This is a genomic window from Coleofasciculus sp. D1-CHI-01, from assembly GCF_040218875.1.
Taxonomy (GTDB): Bacteria; Cyanobacteriota; Cyanobacteriia; order Cyanobacteriales; family Coleofasciculaceae; genus Coleofasciculus.
Genome location: NZ_JAVJQP010000094.1, coordinates 1 through 18,874, shown reverse-complemented (window position 1 = coordinate 18,874; position 18,874 = coordinate 1). Strand labels below are relative to the sequence as shown.

Genomic DNA, 18,874 nt, shown 5'->3' with positions numbered 1-18,874 from the left:
GCGCTTTAGCGCCATAAACACTATAGCGCTGACTACCAAGGGTGCATATCAACTATCCAAACGACTATCCCACAAACCAATAAACTGCTCTTTCCCCACGAATGAGGATAAATTACGCCAAAGATTTCTTTCTACCCCTTCCATCTCGGCACTAATGTCACCCCCGTAAAGCAAGATACGACTGAGAGCATTATTAAAGAGACGACAGACAACCTCTGGTAAATGTAAACATCCAGCACAAGCACCGCCTAATCTCTCTTCACAGTCGGGATCAAACATACAGTCACCCCGTTCTTCAAGAAGACTATGGAAGGCTTGGTTGAGGCGTTGCTCAAAAAAGGTTTTTAGTCCTCCCAGTGAAAATTCCTGTAGGCGGTTAACAAAAATGATAGTTTGGTTGAGACTTAACAGAAGATGCTCAGACAAAGCCGTTTCGCCAAAGCTGCTTTGATCCGCGATCGCCTTAATCAAAAGATGATTAGCACTATGTAGCGCAGAACTCACTAACCAGGGAATTAGGAAATCTGGATCAAGATTATCATCAAAAGCCGGACCACTACGGCTGGTAATCTGACTGTGACGTTCTAGAAGCCAAAGTGTAGGTTCAGCGATAGTCGATGGCTCTGGAGCTAAGTTATTAGCATGGAGCCATTTAACAATGCGTTTGGCATCAAATTGAAAGAAAAGTGCCTCAGTCTTGAGCTTGTAAACAGGTATGGGAACCCAGTTTCCGTTAGGTTCTTCCCCAGCCAAATCAAAGTGTTTTTTATCAAATGCCCATAAAACAGACGCTTCAGGTTGGTGAGAGAGGCGAGTGTATCCATAGGCAAGGTGTAAAACAGGTAAGTCTTGAATTACCATTACCTGACTAATTCCCAAATTTTCACGCATTAAAGTGCTTGCCTCTGAAAGATTTTCACGGAATGGAGAGTTAATCTGATCTAGGCGTATAAGAGCATCATCGAGGCTTTCACGCTGTAAATCCAGCAGCACAGCATAGTCGCTTAGTTGTTCTCGTAGAGTACGAGCATTTTCCTGAGCAGGGGTTAAATTTTCTTGAGCATCGCGTTTTTCTCTTTCCGTTCGAGCGTCTCCTAGCAGAGACTTTACATTGGCAGACAGTTGTGCTAATGCTTTTCTTAATTCAGCAACAACAGCCCCTCCTGCCTCACTTTCCTTAACCTTTTTATTATTGGTTAAAATGGTTTGGATTTGTGCATCATCTAAACCGCTGAGTTGTAAGGTTTTAATCAATTGCTCCAATTCCTTTTGATCGTCCTGAGTTCCCTGACCCAAAACTCGAATCATTTCTATCAGCTCATCAAGTCTTTGGGCTTGATAGTGGAAGTACTCTAGATAAATTACTAAAAGAGCATCAAGTGACTCAGAAAAGCCCAAAAATCTCTCAACGTTTGGAGTTGGGTTAATTCTAGAAATGGAGTGAACGACTTGAAGCTTATTATCAGAAACATTTGTCAAAGTCATCATCGGGTTAGGTAGCTTCCCCGTTCTTGCCTCTACAGAATCTACCACCTCAGTACGCTTCATAATTGAAGTTCTAGCCAAAGAGCGAACAATCGTCTCTGCGTGACTACAACCGCGAACCTTGCACCGCCAGCGCTTTTGACTGCCTCTTTCCAACACTAAGTAATCTAAACCATGTTCAGGACATTCAACTGGAGTTAGTTGAATCATCGTGCCATCAGCATGGGCAAAAACAAAGGGAATTTCATTTAAAGTAGGATGATGACAACGATGGCAAGGAGCATCTGGCTCATTCTTCCATCGCCTCATATAGCGAATGGCTCCACATTTAGAACACTCTCGGATGTCTAATCGTCTCCCATTAACCGATTGAGTGCTGACAAAGACACATTCGGCTGTATATCTCCGAAAAGCCTCCATCTGAGCATCTAAATGCCTCCATCGGGTTAATTCTTGGCGCACAGCATCTTGTAAGTCTCTGGCCAGGTCATCGACTTTCCGACTAAAATGCTTATTGATTTGAATAGTTCCCGCCGGAATTGTGGCAACACTTCCGGGTTCAAAACGATGTAGAACTTGACCTTTAGAACGAGTATAGGCGGGTTGATTCATTTTTTCTCCAGTAATAGCTAGTATCCAGTAATGCGAATGCCTGCATCAACATCGCGCAGAGACAACAACAAACGGAAATTGTGAGCAATATCATCTTCCGTTAACCCAAAAGTTACCAAACTTTTCTTGTTAGGGTCTTGTATAATACGCTCAATTTGAGATAACAAAGCTTCTTCTACCTTGCTCAGAGGTATTTCAAAGACTTCTCCTTGGGGTAAATCATCTGGATTGATAATTATATAAATTTTGTTAACTAAATCGTTCAAATCAATAGGCGATCGCCCTTTACCAATACCAAATATCAACTCCCGCAATTTGTCAAGTTTATCCACCTCTGCTAAGTCAATTTCCTGCTGTCCTGGTCGCGCTACTGGACCATCAATATGCAGCAAACGACCTAAGAGCAAACCAAAAGCCGTGCGATAAAGTGCATTGTACGCAAAGCGGTCGATGGGGACAGCTTCCACCATCTGATCTAAATACTCATGCGCCTTGACAAAATAGTCGAAAATTGCCCGTTCACGAGCGCGTTGTGGTCGGAATAAAATAAACACTAAACCAGGAAAAGCCCGTCCTGCCCGACTCGATGCTTGAATATATTCTGCCGTCGTGTTGGGCCACCCATAAAATAGCATCAAGTTGAGACGGTCAATATCAACCCCATGGGAAATTAGACTGGTAGCCACGACATCGGAAAGCCGTTCAGGGTCATTGGAATTCAAGTCTTTCTGCGGGGATTCCATTCGTTTGAGAACTTCTTTAACGACATCAATCCCATCATCTCCAGTAAGAGTAACGGCTTCTGGAAGCATGGTACTAGCTTGATCTTCCCCAAACTCTTCTCGCAGTCCAGCCTTGACTTGTTCATTGATAGAACGTCGAATATCAGAACCATCATTTTTCGAGTTCACATAGGTACAGCAAAGGTCGTGCTGATCAACCCGTTGCAAAAATTCTGCATCGGTTAAATAACCTAATCCATACTCAACCTTAAACTTAGCCGGATGACTACGAAGAATTTCTAACTCAGTCCGCAACGCTAAAATCAGAGCCATTGCTGCATCCAAGGAATTTGCCGCCGTTGGACGTAATCCCACAAAACCTCTGGTAACGTATCGGCTATGTTCGTTCGCATAAAAACTACGTCCTTGAGCCGGTCCAGTTACCGGAAATTGAGACAATTCTCGCCAGTAAAGATGCCTCGTCTGTTGCTCTGCTCCCTCAATCGTAGCCGTTGCTGCTAAAATCTTAGGACGATTGGCTCCCCGTTCTAGGTGAATCGCATCAATGAGCGCTTCGTAGTGACCAGCAAAGGTGCCTAATTCTTCTCGCAGCAGGTGCAATTCATCTTGGAAAATTATAGGGATACCGGGATCAACAGGTGGAGTGGAAAGCGGTTTGCGATCGCGTCGAGTACATCCCCCCACTGAGTCTTTCTTATGACAGCTATGGTTCGTCACAAATCCATGGACAGAACAGATATCGGAGACAGCACCAAACAAAGTGCGACTAGCAGGGCGAAAGGTAATGTTAGCAATTTTGTCAAGAGTTCCCACTAACAACGTCGGTAAGCGACTGTAGATATCTTCATCAACAATATAGAGTGGAATTTCACGACCACAAACCCCTTCCGGCAAAGGTTTATCCAGAAAACCACAGCGATGTCGGAGTTCTTTGGTACGTGCATCAATAAAGGTGTGAACATCTTCTGAGCCACAATAGGGACAACGCATGACCATGCGATAGGGCTGAATTGATGCAGGAACATAGTAGCCAATATCTGCTAATGTCAGATATTTGGGAGCTGGTTTACCCAAAGCATTCTGCATCTTCTGCTTTGCCTGTCCTATGTACCTGTCTAGCTCATCAGGAACAGACTTAAGAGAATTTGGGCTATTGTCTCGCCCACCGTAATAACCAATAGTAAATTCAGCAGTTTTGACTAAATCGCGTTGCTTTTTTCTCACTTCATCAGCCACAACTAGCGTATCCAGAAAACGCTGCAATTGTTGGTAAGTCAGTAAGCGCAAAGGATACCGCAACCAAGCCACTATGCCCCAATCTCGACCCCGCAGCCGATCAAAAAAGGATTGAGTCAGAATCAGTCCCATCACCGCCTCAGATTTACCCCCTCCTGTGGGGAAGTGAACCACAGCCGCATGGTCAATCTGCGCTAAACCATTGTTGTCAAAATCTCCAGTCCATTGTCGTGCGGCTAGGGCGGCGAGGTTGGAAACAATATACACAATCTGGAAGGGTCGCCAGTTTTTATAGGTTGCTTTTCCCCGTTTTTTCCGCTTTTCGTCAATCTCTGTGAATGTCTGATTCATCAGATTAAAAGCCTGTCGCAGCATGGCATATTTAGACTCGGATAAAACCTGAATTCCGAGTTCAAAACGGGCAATTTCTTGTTGAAAATTGTCTAAATCTGCTTGAGCTTCAGCGTGATGTTGAGTTCCGCCTGTCTGCGGATGCTTTTGGTCAATTAAGGCTTGCCAGTTATCTCGGTACTCCTGCATCTTTTGCCGAATAGTCTGGAGAACCTGAAGGTCAGTATCTTCATCAGCTTTTGCCAATTCCTTAAAGGGAGCTTGAATGCCAGCCGTATACAGTCTCTTTTGCCAATAAATGGGGAAAAACTCAGTCCAGATGCGAATCGTCTCCTGATTTTTATCCCATCCCGGTGTGCAATTGAGTCCTTGGGCGGGAACCTGGGAATCAACTTGATAGGATATTTGAAAGCGAGAAAGTTCTGTGGGTTGCCAAATCGCTTGAGGTAATTGAATTTCTAGGTAAGCCCCAAATAAACCTGTATCTCTTGGGTCACTAAAACCACCTACCTGTTCACTCTTATTTCTCAGAAATAGCCGTAGTCTCGTCTGTTTACCTGGATTTCGCTTTTGCGCTTCAACTTTAACGTTGAAGTAAATCGGAGCCACTTGTCCTGGCTGAATTTCACGATCAGCAGAGGAAGTATTCTTCTGTTTTCTCTTCTTTTTTTTGGCGATTCGCTGGCGCAGTGCCGTCTGTAATTCTTTAGGTTTTTTATGGGCAAAAGCCACTTCTGAATCAGTCAAATCATCAATAGTCTGATCCAACCGAAATAACCAAGCTAGTGCATCAGTCTGATGGGATTCAGTGATACGTTTTAGCTGTGCTGCAATGTCTTGATTGAGTTGTGCCAGTGTGGGAGAATTAGGACATACTAAATCTTGAATACTCGAACTGATATCAGCACTGATATCGAAACGCTTCCACATCGGGCGTAGTGACTTCTGTTCAATGTTATTCAAATCGAGCTTGGGCAGAAAAACACTAAAACGCACGTTCAACTTAATAGGCAATGGCTTTTTATCCCAGTCTGGTGCTAGGTTAATTGCTAAACCACAGTTACTGGGACGAAATTTATTCTGCTGCTGACTACTGTATGGTGCTACAGCAGGAGGGGGTAAGGGAGAGAGGTAGGCAGTTGGCATCAAGCGTCTAGGTTCAGTTGAACCTCTTATGAATTTCCGATGCTCTGAGGTTCCTGTAATGTGTCCGTGTATGCGCCTGTAGAAACTCTCAACAAATTGCAGATGCTTTTCTTGTCGCTCAGAGTCCTGTACATTTAACCCTTGATCAGTCAGAATTGATTCCGGATTAGTAGCTGTTAACAGATTGAATGGTTTTTGTAATGCCAAGGCTTGTTCAGGAGTGCCAAAATGCCCAACTTCTTGAGGCAGTTCCACCGGATTCCCTTGGTAAAACTGTCGGACTAGATTCATCACCTCACCAACAATATGTTGGTTAAATTTAAACGTTTCCCCAAACTCACTCTCGTAGGTGATGATTTGCAGTTGACGATTGGCAATCTGGTCAAATTTCCGAGAGAATATAAACGGCTGTTGCTTATTCCCAATTGACATCCACACCTTTAGGGAATCAGCATCGGGTATGGACTTAATGTTCAAAACTTGAGTTTTCATAATTCTCTCTTATAAATGCCTTGAAGCGTCCAGTACTGCAAGAACTCCTCTTTATCCATTTTATACCTAGTCCCATCCCATGGGTCTCGGATGAGAATTCTACCCAGAGCATCCCAACCATCAACGACAACTAAGTGACCGAGACGCGCCCGAGGCTCTCGCAGTTCTGCTATCCAAGCCCCTGTGGACATTAAAACCTCTAACACTTCAGCAAAGCTAGCTCCTGGAATTTCCAATCCTCCCCCGTTCCACTGTCTCGAATGACTCGAATCCAGTTGATTGAGCGCCCGCGCTAGGTCAGGAACGCTTACAGGCGCTCCCGCAATAGCCGCAATTCTCTCCTGAGAGATGTTATTAACTCCCAATGCTATCAGTAACATCTCAGCACAAGCCGAACCACAACAGAGACGGTTTTGCTGTTTGATAACCGTTGGGTCATCAACTTCATCAATAACTTGCCAATTCCCACCTGCACCACAAGGTTCAGGCGTTGAGTCCTCAGTATTCAACTGTCTCCTAACAGTAGCTAGTCAGCAAGGGGTTAGTATATCCCAGCGCAATTTTCGGTAAAGTGATAGGGATTTTTAGCGCAAAATTCCCCACTTCTTGATTAAAGCCCTTGGACTGGGTACAGGTCAAGCCAACGGTTTCAGATAACATAGTTTATTCCCTAAAAAGACGATTAAAGGGAGACTCAGGAGGATGAAGAATGAGTTGAGGCGATGACTGAACTGTTAGTATCTGCATGGCATCTCGTAATTCCCCCACGGTAATGAAAATTTGCTGATATTGAAAGATGATTTCATCAGGTTTTCGGTCGTTCCATCCCTCTTGGGCGCAGGTCGATATCACCTGACCCAGTTGTCGGCGCTTAATCCTCAGTTCATTAGCCCTTTGCCAAAATTCTTCAAACCCTGAACGGGCTAGCGGGGGTATAAACCAAAAGAAATGTTCTCTTTCACGGGGTAAGCTTAAAAGGTTATGACCACTCATCCAGTTATGCTGAATGGTTTCTTGACTAATGGATATACCTGTATCATGAAAAATATGCTGACAGACTGTTTGTAAATTTGACTTTTTAACTTGCTTCTTGACTAACTCACGCCAAGCCTCTAGCTGTACCCGATAAAGGTAGTTAACTTTAGTATCTTCTAGCAAACCTGCCTTCTGAGCAAACAACTCATCCCGGTTCATGCCATCAAACAAGACAACTTTTGTCCTAGCCGTAATCTCTCTGACAGGAACAACCTGAGCTAGCTTGCCTGATAAGACCAAGAACTCGCTGCTTGGTGCTACTCTAATTTTGAGACGTTGTGGAAACTCTACCAAATAGTGATACTCTAATTTTAGGGGAGTTGTTTCGCTAAAACCAGCATCTAAACTCGTACTTGTTAAGGCACTGAAATGTTCCTCAATCTTTGATAAATTAATCCTCTTGGATAATTTAACGTTTCCTATATTCACTACCTGCACCGATGTATAGTGGGGGCTATAACTATACCGTCCCACCTCCTCTTTTAAGGCATCAACACATTCTGCATTTTCTACTGCCACAATCGTTTTTATATCAGCCGATTTAATTATTTCTATAAATGGATTTTGCTTTAGCTTATATAGTCTCCAAGATAGAGACCTTAAACATTGATATAAAATTATTGCCTTATCTTCTTTACATCTAGTCGCCGCGTTTTCCAACTGTTTCAATGCGCTGTCTATAAACTTTCCCCATAGCAAGTGATAAGGTAATATGGGGGCTGATAGATATCGCCAGATATACCATCCTTTACCCCAAACCATCCTCAATTGAGGGTGTTTACCCAAATCTATCAGTAAACTTGATGATTCTTGGAAAAGGTCAGCAATTTTTTCATTATCTTCTGTTGTCTCAAAATTGAATGTTTTAATCGTTACTTGTGTCTCAGCCAGAGATTTTCGTTTTCTTTCCAGCCGTAAATAGCTTTCTTCGATAGGATGACGAGGTTCACGAGTAGAAAAACTTCCAGCCTCTGCTGGATAAGAACACAGGGCAAAGAAGTCAATAGGATAAAGTAATAGTTCGGATGAATTATTGGTTATGTGATATTCAATGTCTCCTATTGTCCACGGGGGAACAATACCTACCATAGGAATGCGTTTTTGTCTACAAAGGCTAGCTAACTTAAAAGCTTCATTTCCATAGGTAGAGGGAGATGGATAGGTACATCCCGATGGATCATCAATCACAACCAAAGAACAATATCTAGATCGCTTGAATAACTCAATGGCTTCTGAGAGCGATCGCACCATCACAACCTTCAGCCGCTCACTCTTGGATGATTCATCAAACTTATAGATAGGTAAACAAAGAACTCGCTCACCTAGAGAGCAACGAGTCTCCCAAGCATCAATCAGATTAACGGCTTTGGTTGTCCTTAAACTGGAGAGTTTACCCTTGTCTTGAGGGCGAATCCAAATAACAAAGTCTTTGGCTGAGACAGCATGGTTAATACAATAAATATCTCGTTCCTCTCTAACCAGATGTGCATAATAGACCACGATTAATATTCCCAAAGCAACCGGGGATACGGGAAAACTTACAAAAACTTGATGGCGCTGATAAATCGTTAAGGCAGATAAATAAATTAGGTCTTTCTCTAATCGATGGATCTGGATAGAATGCTTTTTCTGCTTCAAACACCCCAGGCTCGGCTCGAACACTTGATGCATCCATTCCGGATTAAAGTTAGAACTATCTCTGAAAATATCCCCCCAAAACCGTCGTTCTGTCTCAAGTCGGTGTATGTGTCGCTGCTCGACAGAACTCTGGATGGTTTTCACAAATATCTGGTCTGCCAACATTTAGACTATCCGGTAAAAACTCCTTTATACCGATCATTCCCCAATCCTATCTGCCGTTAACAACGGGCATTAATTGAGTTGCTCAAGCAATGAAGTAGCGATCGCGGTTGCTAGGACAGGAGGCACAGCATTACCAATGGCTTTAACAACGGTGTCATATTCATGACCGAGTTGGTAATCATCGGTAAACCCCATCAATCGAGCCAACTCGCGAGGTGTCAGCGCCCTCTCATACTTATAATGATAGGCAAAATCTGAGTGACCTTGCACAGTAGGGCTATGACTTTCCGGGAGTAGCCGCCGATAGGCGCTGTAATGACTTCGCCTTAGCTTGCCACTGGCTGGTTCGTATGGAATTCGATAAGTTAAGGGAGTCGGTAAATCTCGCCAGTTCCCACCCGGCGCGATCGCTTTTAGCCTTTCTCTAGTTTCTGGTCGAATTCGTGGAACTATATGACCATCTGTCTCCTGGATATTTTGTCGGCAAAGGTGCTGATAGGCACTTTGGGGTAAATTCCCATAGGGACGGGAAGCTCCGGCCGTTTGACCCTCTAAGATTGGTAAGTCAGAGATTGCCTGCTCAACATTGACTAATCGGCAGTCATCTGGATCAAACAGATAGGAACGCCAAGGTTCCTCTAGTTTTGAGCAATAGCGAATCTGTCCCTCCTGTTCACATCTTCGTAGCCAAAACTGCTGATAGGGGATATCCAAACCCCTTGGAATAATTGGAAAACGCCCAAGATCTGAGCGAATTCCTACCACAAGCAATCTAGAGCGTCGAGAAGGATTGCCAAAATTTGCCGCTTCTACTACTGCATAGGCAATTTTATAACTGTTTCTTCCTCTCAACCTGCTGAGAAATCGCTGAAAAAGTTTATAATGTTCTAGGTGAGGTACATTTTCGTAAATAAAAGCTAGCGGATTTAACTCCCGTACAATCTCAGCAAATTTTAGGGTTAGCTTATTGTTGGGATCTGAATCTTTATTCTGACCGTTACGAATTTGGGTGAATCCTCTGCAAGGTCTGCCTCCTACAACTATATCAACTCCACCATTAAAATTTATTTTTTCAATTAAATCTCTAATCTGTGAATTCTGGGAAATATCAATATTTAAGATGTGAGTATCAGGGAAATTACTTTGATAAAGTGCAAGTGCAGGAGCATGATTATCTACTGCATAAGAGGGCTTAATCATTTTTGTTTTATTCAATCCCCAAGATAGACCTCCCATTCCGCAAAATAAGTCTATAACTTTTAAATTCATGCAAATCATTTCCTAGTTAATGATATCATCACCAATTATAACCTGTTTGATATTAGTTGATCGTTGGATGTTTTTGAATAAAGATGTTGTGAGCAAAACTTTTTAGATAAAAGAGTATAATTATCGCGATGAATAACCTTTCCCAAGAACAGCTTCGCAATTTTGAGTTAGCCCATCAAGCAGAGATAGAGACAATCACCCAGGTTTTGGCACGGATAACCACAAAAAGTCCAGAGGTGATTAAACCCTACTTGGATGCAATACTTAAGCGCTTAGTCCAACTCCAACAGGTGCAGCTTCCTTTATATGAAACAGCCAGTCCAGAAGAATTGGCACAAGCCTTTTATTTGTGGACTGCAAGTCATGAGTACCATTCACCCCTATTATCAGATTATGCTGTGAGCCGGGAAAGTATGTACTCAGATGAGGGATTATAGCCTCTTAAACGAAATTAAGTTGAGACGGAACAAAGTAATAGGATAATAGGGTAAAAGGATAAGAGTAAAAAAACGACTCCTCATTTAGAGGCAAAATAGAGATAAACGCTGAATTGCCAACTACCCCCATGAGTTACTGTCTCAATCCTAACTGTACCAACCCCCAAAATCCCGCCGGAACCAAATTTTGCCTCACCTGCGGGTCAAAAGTACGCCTCAAGGAACGATATCGCACAGTTCAACCCTTGGGACAAGGGGGTTTTGGGCGCACGTTTCTAGCGGTGGATGAGGATAAACCGTCTCATCCCCCCTGTGTGATTAAACAGTTTTTCCCCCAAGCCCAGGGAACCAGTACGGTACAAAAAGCGGCGCAGTTATTTACCCAAGAAGCAGTACGGTTAGATGAGTTGGGTAAACATCCCCAGATTCCAGAACTGTTGGCGTATTTTTGCCAAGATAATCATCAATATTTGGTGCAAGAGTTTATTGAGGGTGAAGACTTAGCCCAGGAATTGGCAAGAAAAGGCGTATTTACAGAAGCCCAAATTCGCGATGTTTTGAATAATTTGTTACCTGTTTTACAATTCGTTCATCAGCATCATGTGATTCACCGCGATATTAAACCCGAAAATATTATTCGTCGAAATCGGGATAAGCAACTGTTTTTGGTCGATTTTGGCGCATCAAAAGTGGCGACAGGGACAGCGTTAGCCAGAACCGGGACGGTAATTGGTTCGGTGGGGTATGTCGCACCGGAACAAAGTATCGGGAAAGCGGTGTTTGCAAGTGATATCTATAGTCTCGGCGTGACGTGTATCCATCTGCTGACAGGAATCCATCCCTTTGACTTGTTTGATGTGAATCAGGGGGTTTGGGTATGGCGACAAAGGTTGAAAAATCCAGTCAGCGATCGCGTGGCTAAAATTTTAGATAAGATGTTAGTCAGTGCGACGAATCAGCGCTATCAATCGGTGGCGGAGATACTCCAGGATTTAGAGTCTCAAACCCCTGTGGCTAAGGTTAAATCAGTAAAACCACCCCCTCCAGCTTCAGCGCCAATGAAGCCCCAGCCAAATTCGCCTCAATATGGGAAAGGGTTAGATAAAGAATTAGCGGATTTGAAGTCTGAGTTTTTGCAGCCACCGACATCTAAAAGTAACCCACCCAAATCGACACCGCCGACTAAAGGTTCTGCCAATACTCAAAAAACTAAAAGTCAAATGGACAGGGAATTAGAGGAAATCAAGTCTCAGTTTTTGGAAGAATAGGTTGTCGCTGACCAAGAGATTTTGAAGCAGCCAGTGGATGCTTGGGAAGCTGAACGGAATCAGGCAGATTCCCAAGTTAACTGGTGTTTTACAACCCAAGATGCTCGAATTAAACTCAAGCGCCTTTATCCATCTATTGAATCCGAATAAATGTAGTTCAGTAACAAAGTAAAGGGTACGCTCCAGCAACTTTTGTAAAAATCCGCGATCGCGCTCTTGAGTTTAACCTCTTCTCCTATACTGAAGTTCCCAATACAGCGCAAGCGGCATCGAGATAATGCCGCTCGCTCAAAAGAAATCTGGCTTCTTCTGGTTAAGTTGACACCAATGGGCATTGCCGTGTCCCTGCTTTCTGCCTTTTGCTATAGAATATACGTTCTCTAAAATTTGGCTAGGTGATTACCGATGAAACCGCCAAGTTCTACTGGTGTCCCGTTTAGGGAGGATTTCTGGATTTGCCTCATCCATACTAAGATAGTAGCTCCGATAAAAAGATAAGTTTTATCAATGATTGACGTTAGCATTTATCTTTGAAGTTAATGATTCAGATGAATTACTTGATGACTCTGTAGAGACGCGCCATGGCACGTCTTTATCTGAGAACTGCTAACTGGGGTTATTGAATCGATGTTCCCCCAGTCGCTGTGAGAAAAATTGAGAGGTTATCGTTGTGTCTGATTCCCCGACAAGTTTAATTGTGGCAGAACCGAAAGCAACCTATCAATCCGGTGGTGATCATCAGAATTGCTGGGTGGAGACGCTGGTGGATTGTCCGGGACTCGAGGGACTGTTGACGTACCGCATCCCGGCGGATTTGTCGGTTAAACCGGGAGATATTTTAACGGTGCCATTGAATAACCGACAGGTGGGGGCGATCGCAATTCGGTTACTGGCTTCTCCCCCTGCTGATGTGCCATTGGCGAAAATCCGGGAGGTGGAGGATGTTGTCTGTACTGGGTTTTTTGGGACATCCTATTGGCAGGTATTGGAACGAGTGGCGCAGTATTACTGCACACCCCTGATATCCGTAGTTCGGGGGGCATTACCACCGGGATTGTTGATGCGATCGCAACGGCGAGTTCGTTTGCATCGTGAAGCGCTTCCCAATGGCGCAGACAAGTTTGTTGGTGGAACGGCGCGTCAGATTTTAGCACTCCTAGACACCCAACCCGAAGGGGATTACAGTGTCGCCTATCTACAACGTCAGGTGAAAGGGGCGCGTCACGGGGTGAAAGATTTACTCAAACGCGGCTGGGTGGAAAGTTATTTGAAACCGCCCCAACCCTCACGCCCGAAGCTGAAGAAAGCTGTCACTCTCGTCGCGGATGGCTTTGAATCTGATATCACCGAACGACAACGGGAAGTATTAGATGTACTGCGGCGTCGGGGTGGGGATATGTGGCTGAATGAGTTATTGCAAGTCTGTCATGCTACGTCTTCTATTGTTAACAAGCTGGCAGAAAAAGGGTATGTCGTCGTTGAATACCGGGAAATTCTCAGAACCTTGGATCAGCCCAATGTGGCAGATGATCGCCCTAAAGCATTGACAGATACGCAAACCTATGCATTGAAAACGATTCAAAGTTTGGATGAGTATAACCAAGTGCTATTGCATGGGGTAACGGGTTCCGGGAAAACCGAAGTTTATCTACAAGCGATCGCGCCGTTGTTAAGGGCGGGAAAATCAGCCCTGGTATTAGTTCCAGAGATTGGGCTAACCCCGCAACTCACCGACCGATTTCGCGCCCGCTTTGGTAAAAAGGTGAACGTGTATCACAGTGGGTTATCCCATGGGGAACGTTATGATACCTGGCGACAAGTATTAAGTGGAGAACCCCAGGTCGTCATTGGTACGCGATCGGCTGTTTTTGTGCCGTTACCCAAATTGGGTCTAATTATATTAGATGAAGAACACGACTCCAGTTTCAAGCAAGACAGTCTTTCTCCCACCTATCATGCCCGTACCGTTGCCCAATGGCGGGCGGAATTGGAGAATTGTCCTCTAGTTTTGGGTTCAGCTACCCCGTCTCTAGAAACCTGGGTTGCTGTCAACGGTCAACAAGCCAATCTCAACACAGACGCCCCCTGTAAAACCTATTACCTTTCATTACCCGAACGCATCCAATCTCGCCCCTTACCCCCTGTGGAAATTGTGGATATGAGACAGGAGTTAAAGCAGGGGAATCGTTCTATTTTCAGCCGTTCTCTCCAAGATGAGTTACAGCAGTTGAAACAAAAGCAGCGACAAGGGATTTTATTTATTCCCCGTCGTGGACATAGTACGTTTGTCTCCTGTCGCAGTTGCGGCTATGTGATTGAATGTCCGGACTGTGATGTGTCCCTGTCCTATCACTATGCTTATGAGGGGGCAAATCAACTTTTACGTTGTCACTATTGCAACTACACAACCGCCCATCCTAATAATTGTCCCGAATGTGGTTCACCTTACCTTAAGTTTTTTGGTAGTGGCACACAACGGGTGGAACAGGAGTTGGCTAAGGCGTTTCCTGATTTACGGGTAATTCGCTTTGATAGTGATACCACCCGTAACAAGGGGGCGCATCGAACCCTGTTAACTCAGTTTGCCAATGGGGAAGCGGACTTATTAATCGGGACGCAAATGTTAACCAAGGGATTAGACTTAGCAGGAGTCACCTTAGTCGGCGTTGTCGCAGCCGATGGATTATTACACTTATCTGATTATCGGGCAGCCGAACGAGCATTTCAAAGCTTAACCCAAGTCGCAGGTCGGGCGGGTCGGGGGGATGAACCGGGTCAGGTGATTGTCCAAACCTATTCACCCCAACATCCAGTGATTCAGGCGGTGAAAACCCATGGGTATGAGGTGTTTACTGAGGCGGAATTGGTACAACGGGAATCGTTGAATTATCCTCCTTATGGGCATCTGATTTTGTTGCGGTTAAGTGGGTTGGAGGAGATGGCGGTTGAGAAGGCGGCGGAGATGTTAGCGGATTGGTTGAGTCAAGCGGGTTCTGGGTATGAGATATTAGGACCTGCCCCGGCGGGGATTATGCGAATCGCCCGTCGTTATCGGTGGCAGATTTTGCTCAAGTTTCCGCCAGATGTAGCGGTAGGATTACCCGATGTGGCGGCGTTGCAGCGGATTTGTCCGCCGGATGTGAGTTTGACGATTGATGTTGATCCGCTGAATATGATTTGACACTCCCTTGCTTGAAAGACAAGGGATTCTAGGGGTTGTCTAATCGGGGGATAAATCCACCCGATTAGACAGTTCACACTATTAAGGGACTGTCTTAGCACTCCATAACCTTGGTTGTTCACCTCAAGCCACATAGTCTTGAAATGCTTCACCTTGGTTTTTGCGCTGCAATTGCGGATAGTCTGATTCATCCACATTGAGCCAATTTCGATGTGTCTGAAGTCGGTACTCGTCAACTTCTTACGTTCATTTTTATCGACTCGCAGCAAGTCATTAGCCACTTGAGTATTAATCGCTGTTAAGCGCTCAAACTCTAGCGCCTTAATCAGATATCGGCAATGATCTAACACCATTTAGCAGTAAGAAATTTTCTACCTTCTGCCTTTTGCTATAAGGCAGAAGTTGGCACTCCAGGTACGCAGAGGAATTTAAATGAAATGACAACTACGCCGAATTTTCCAACGCTGCAACGGGCAAAGGTTCGGGAAAGACTTCAGGAGAAAACATTTCCCATAACACTTGGAAATAGGGTAAAACAAGCGAAATTTGCTGCTGAGACAAACGTTTACCAAATTCCAATCCTAACAGATGAATCATTTGCCGGACTAATTCCCACCCTACATTTAAAGTAGGGTAGAGCATGACACACAAAGGAAACAATTCCTGTTGGATGGGCGCAATACTCCTTTCCAGAACACAAAGCCACAGGTAAATCTGGAACATTTCCACATCCCGAATACTGGCAGATTTTACCGTAGGGTTCACTAAGCTACCACTATGACAGTGATAGTGTGGATGTAAATCGCTAATTCGCGTGGCAATTTGTTGAGCAATTAATGCCTGATCCGGTAAAAGTTGCCGTAGAGATACTAAAGCTAATGATTGATGATCATAATTGGCGGCAGTTTTATAGAGTCGTTGTAAGGGCATATACAGACAATCATCAATCACCTGGAAATAAACACTCACTGTAGCTTGTTCTTGAGGTGACAGTGATTTCAGTAGTAACTGACCACTATAATGAAACTGCATACTAACAAACGCAATCACTCTGGGATCAATTGCTGTATAATTGTGTCGAATGCGACCTAAATCTGATGCTAAAAATAAACATAAACGTTCGGGGATGACTTGATCGGCATAAGCCAGCAATACTTTCTCATAGATTGAGTAAGTATCTTTAGTAATTTGCCAAGGATCAATTAAACGATAGTTAATACCTTGTCGCTTGATTTGTTGGCAGAGTAAGGCTTCGGTTTTTGCCCAAGCTTGAATCGTTACCGATCGCAAGGAATCAAGCAACCGCTGCGCTATAACGGCTCGTAATCCTGGAGAATTCGACTGCCACGTTTTGTCTGATGTACTGTGTTGTTGGACATACTTTTTTGCCCAGAGTTTGGATAGCTTTCTTGCCGTCGCGATCTTCGCTGTCTGCGACGGTTGAGAATTACCTCGCTTATCCTTTGTACTCATGACACACCCCTTGTTTAGAACGTCAATGCAGTCCGTAAAATGGCGGTAGCGATAAAGCCAACAGTAAAAAAAGGCTGTTTGGTAGCTAATGTGACAATTTTTAATTAAGTCGGATGACTAAATCGGTGTTCTAGCACGCTGGCTTACCAATAGCTGCTTGTTCCTTGCTTTCCAACTCTCTAATTATCTACTCACCAGTCAAAGGATAGTCTTTTTTGAAAAAATTCTCAATAGTCATTTTTTCAGGGATTGCTGAATAAGTCTTGTGGTGAGGTGAGGGAACAGGGAACAGTGAATGAGAGAGATGGGGGAACTAGGGCAACAAATGACGTAGCTTGCTTCTCACTCCCTTGAGTATGACAAATGACGAATGACAAATGACAAATGACGAAACTAAACCGAATGCTGTGCAATCCAATCCTGTAAAATAGGATTAACCACCTCAGGGGCTTCATCTTGGGGACAATGACCTAAACCGTCTAAGGGAACAAATTGTTCCACGGCGGGATAATTGACCCATTCTTTTGCTTCCGCGATGGGTTCCCAAGGATCATCAGTTCCCCACAAAATCAGTGTGGGACACTGTAACTGAGGTAATAAGTCTTCGGCTAGAGGTCCTGCGGAATAGCGGGTAAATGCGATAAACACATCAGCCGCACCCACATCAGCCGCCGGTTTCATCAGCAAGTCGATTAATTCATCAGTCACTGCCTCGGATTTGCGATATGCTTGCAATAAAATTTTCCGCACTACCTGTGGCTTCGCCAGTTGAGCAAAAAAGAGCTGTCCTACCCACTTAATCCCCAGTAACTGTTGTACCATGGGAGCGCCGATGCGCCGATGCCAAGGTAACGTCACTCGTTTGCGATCGTGCAGCATCCGCAGGGAACAGTTGATCAGGGTAACGCCCAATACCCTATCTGGACAATCTACAGCCGCTTGCATCGCTACAATACAGCCAATTGAATTCCCCACCAAAAACGCTGGAGTCTCTACGACTTCCCGGCAAAAATCAATGACTTGTTGTCCCCAAGTTTCAAAGGTATACTCCACGTCAAGTCCCGGCATCGGTTTGGCAGAGGCTCCAAAACCAATTAAGTCAATGGCATAGCATCGACAGGATTCTGCTAATACAGGTAAATTCTTACGCCAATGTCCGCAAGACGCGCCAAAGCCATGCACCATGACAACGGCTGGTCCAGAATTGCCGTGGACTTGATAGGCAATGGGAAACCCACGCCATGTCCAGAGGTGAGTGTCGCGTTCAGGGCGTTTGGGTAGGGTGGAGGAGGGAAAGGTCATGAGGATTCCAAGAGTACAGGTTTACTGTTTATATTTTGTAATAAATTAACTCAGACGTTCTGGCGAAATATCTCTACTTCTTCTCCAGCACTAACCGGGATTCAGGTCTATACCAATACAGCCTCTTTGGATTGGTCTAGATATCTGTTTGACTGGTGCTGGTGTAAATTGTACCGCCACGCACCACTTACCTTCTTTGCGGTAAAAGTGCCAGGTTTTAGCACCCTCTGATGGCAGTCGGTTAACATTCCGATGGAAATCTCCAATTTCCGATGAGACATATTTGCCAAACTTGTCTTCCAAACAGTAGGGAACCCGAATCTTGATTGTCTGCCCGTCCCATTGGCAAGACTGATTCCCACAGGTTTCGGCGGCGGCTCCTACCACATAAGCTTGTCCTTTGGGAATAGTTACCCGAATGGGAGCCGCTTTAAGGTACTTAATCTGCAATTGGTAGTGGTTTAGCTTGCGCTTTTTGTGGTGCAGTTGGAAACGTAGGTTTTGCCAGTTAGTATTCCGGTATTGGATAGACACCGACAGAGGAAACATTAAGCCAGTTTTACTATTTTGCCAGTTTTTTCTACGGTAAAACTTACGGGCGTTTTTTAACTTGCGTGTAGCCTTTTTGAGCCACTCCCCACAGGATTTGGCTTTGGCGGTTAGCACCTTGATGTGACGTTGACGGTTAGATGACGCCGCATCTACCGCCCCCTGACTAAAAGCTATCACTCCATTGGCGTGGCGCTTATTTATCCCATACGTCTGCTGTAAATACCTGTTCCATTGAGACTTGTTGAATTCATTATCCCAGAGGAGATGATTAGCTGTCTCAGATGCTGCTTGATGGAATATAGATGAGTATTCGCCTAGAAACATTTCCAGTTGAGTTTTACCCAATGGGTTTAACTCAGAAGCTGGGGTAGGAAGTCCTTTGCAGTATGTGATAGTAGCCATTGATTCGACCTCTCAATGTTCGTCTTATTTTATATCACCTCAGTCAACTCTCTCCGGATAGAACCTTACCAATAAATGGGCAACAAT

The 18,874-nt window shown here is 44.4% G+C and carries 12 protein-coding genes; 4 read left to right on the top strand and 8 right to left on the bottom strand.

All coding sequences use genetic code 11. From position 1 onward, the window contains the following. Positions 1 to 48 precede the first annotated feature (48 nt). The 5 genes from RIB93_RS17235 to RIB93_RS17215 all read right to left on the bottom strand — a co-directional run bounded on the left by RIB93_RS17235 (position 49) and on the right by RIB93_RS17215 (position 10,172). The gene (locus RIB93_RS17235) at positions 49 to 2,097 is read right to left on the bottom strand and encodes a hypothetical protein (RefSeq protein ID WP_446373954.1); all 2,049 of its coding nucleotides are present in this window, start codon (positions 2,095 to 2,097) and stop codon (positions 49 to 51) included. A 17-nt stretch (positions 2,098 to 2,114) separates the two neighbouring features. Continuing rightward, complete coding sequence (locus RIB93_RS17230; protein WP_446373953.1) at positions 2,115 to 6,065, bottom strand: helicase-related protein; 3,951 nt, start codon at positions 6,063 to 6,065, stop codon at positions 2,115 to 2,117. Beyond that, positions 6,062 to 6,574 (bottom strand): papain-like cysteine protease family protein, encoded by a 513-nt coding sequence (locus RIB93_RS17225; RefSeq protein ID WP_446373952.1) that lies wholly within the window; start codon positions 6,572 to 6,574, stop codon positions 6,062 to 6,064. The genes RIB93_RS17230 and RIB93_RS17225 overlap by 4 nt, the downstream gene beginning before the upstream one ends. A gap of 154 nt (positions 6,575 to 6,728) precedes the next feature. Beyond that, entirely contained in the window at positions 6,729 to 8,882 is a 2,154-nt protein-coding gene (locus tag RIB93_RS17220; protein WP_446373951.1) for a hypothetical protein, read from the bottom strand. A 90-nt stretch (positions 8,883 to 8,972) separates the two neighbouring features. Then, on the bottom strand, positions 8,973 to 10,172 hold the full coding sequence (locus tag RIB93_RS17215) for a DNA cytosine methyltransferase (RefSeq protein ID WP_446373950.1): 1,200 nt from the start codon (positions 10,170 to 10,172) through the stop codon (positions 8,973 to 8,975). A 128-nt stretch (positions 10,173 to 10,300) separates the two neighbouring features. Between RIB93_RS17215 and RIB93_RS17210 the strand changes: the two genes are divergently transcribed. The 4 genes from RIB93_RS17210 (at position 10,301) to priA (ending at position 15,058) form a co-directional block, all read left to right on the top strand. Further along, entirely contained in the window at positions 10,301 to 10,609 is a 309-nt protein-coding gene (locus RIB93_RS17210) for a hypothetical protein (protein ID WP_446373949.1), read from the top strand. A gap of 128 nt (positions 10,610 to 10,737) precedes the next feature. Beyond that, a complete protein-coding gene (locus RIB93_RS17205; RefSeq protein ID WP_446373948.1) occupies positions 10,738 to 11,877 on the top strand; it encodes a protein kinase domain-containing protein in 1,140 nt (379 codons plus the stop codon). Positions 11,878 to 11,898: 21 nt separating this feature from the next. After that, positions 11,899 to 12,027 carry a hypothetical protein gene (locus RIB93_RS17200; protein ID WP_446374066.1) on the top strand — a complete coding sequence of 43 codons (129 nt, stop codon included), beginning with the start codon at positions 11,899 to 11,901 and terminating at the stop codon, positions 12,025 to 12,027. A gap of 520 nt (positions 12,028 to 12,547) precedes the next feature. After that, on the top strand, positions 12,548 to 15,058 hold the full coding sequence (gene priA, locus RIB93_RS17195) for a primosomal protein N' (protein WP_446373947.1): 2,511 nt from the start codon (positions 12,548 to 12,550) through the stop codon (positions 15,056 to 15,058). A gap of 444 nt (positions 15,059 to 15,502) precedes the next feature. On the opposite strand, the gene RIB93_RS17190 is transcribed toward priA, so the two are convergent. The 3 genes from RIB93_RS17190 to RIB93_RS17180 all read right to left on the bottom strand — a co-directional run bounded on the left by RIB93_RS17190 (position 15,503) and on the right by RIB93_RS17180 (position 18,787). Next, complete coding sequence (locus RIB93_RS17190) at positions 15,503 to 16,531, bottom strand: hypothetical protein (protein ID WP_446373946.1); 1,029 nt, start codon at positions 16,529 to 16,531, stop codon at positions 15,503 to 15,505. 393 nt (positions 16,532 to 16,924) lie between these two features. After that, the gene (locus RIB93_RS17185) at positions 16,925 to 17,833 is read right to left on the bottom strand and encodes an alpha/beta fold hydrolase (RefSeq protein WP_446373945.1); all 909 of its coding nucleotides are present in this window, start codon (positions 17,831 to 17,833) and stop codon (positions 16,925 to 16,927) included. Between the two features lie 90 nt (positions 17,834 to 17,923). Then, positions 17,924 to 18,787: a hypothetical protein gene (locus RIB93_RS17180; RefSeq protein ID WP_446373944.1), complete on the bottom strand. Its 864-nt coding sequence runs from the start codon at positions 18,785 to 18,787 to the stop codon at positions 17,924 to 17,926. Positions 18,788 to 18,874 lie beyond the last annotated feature (87 nt).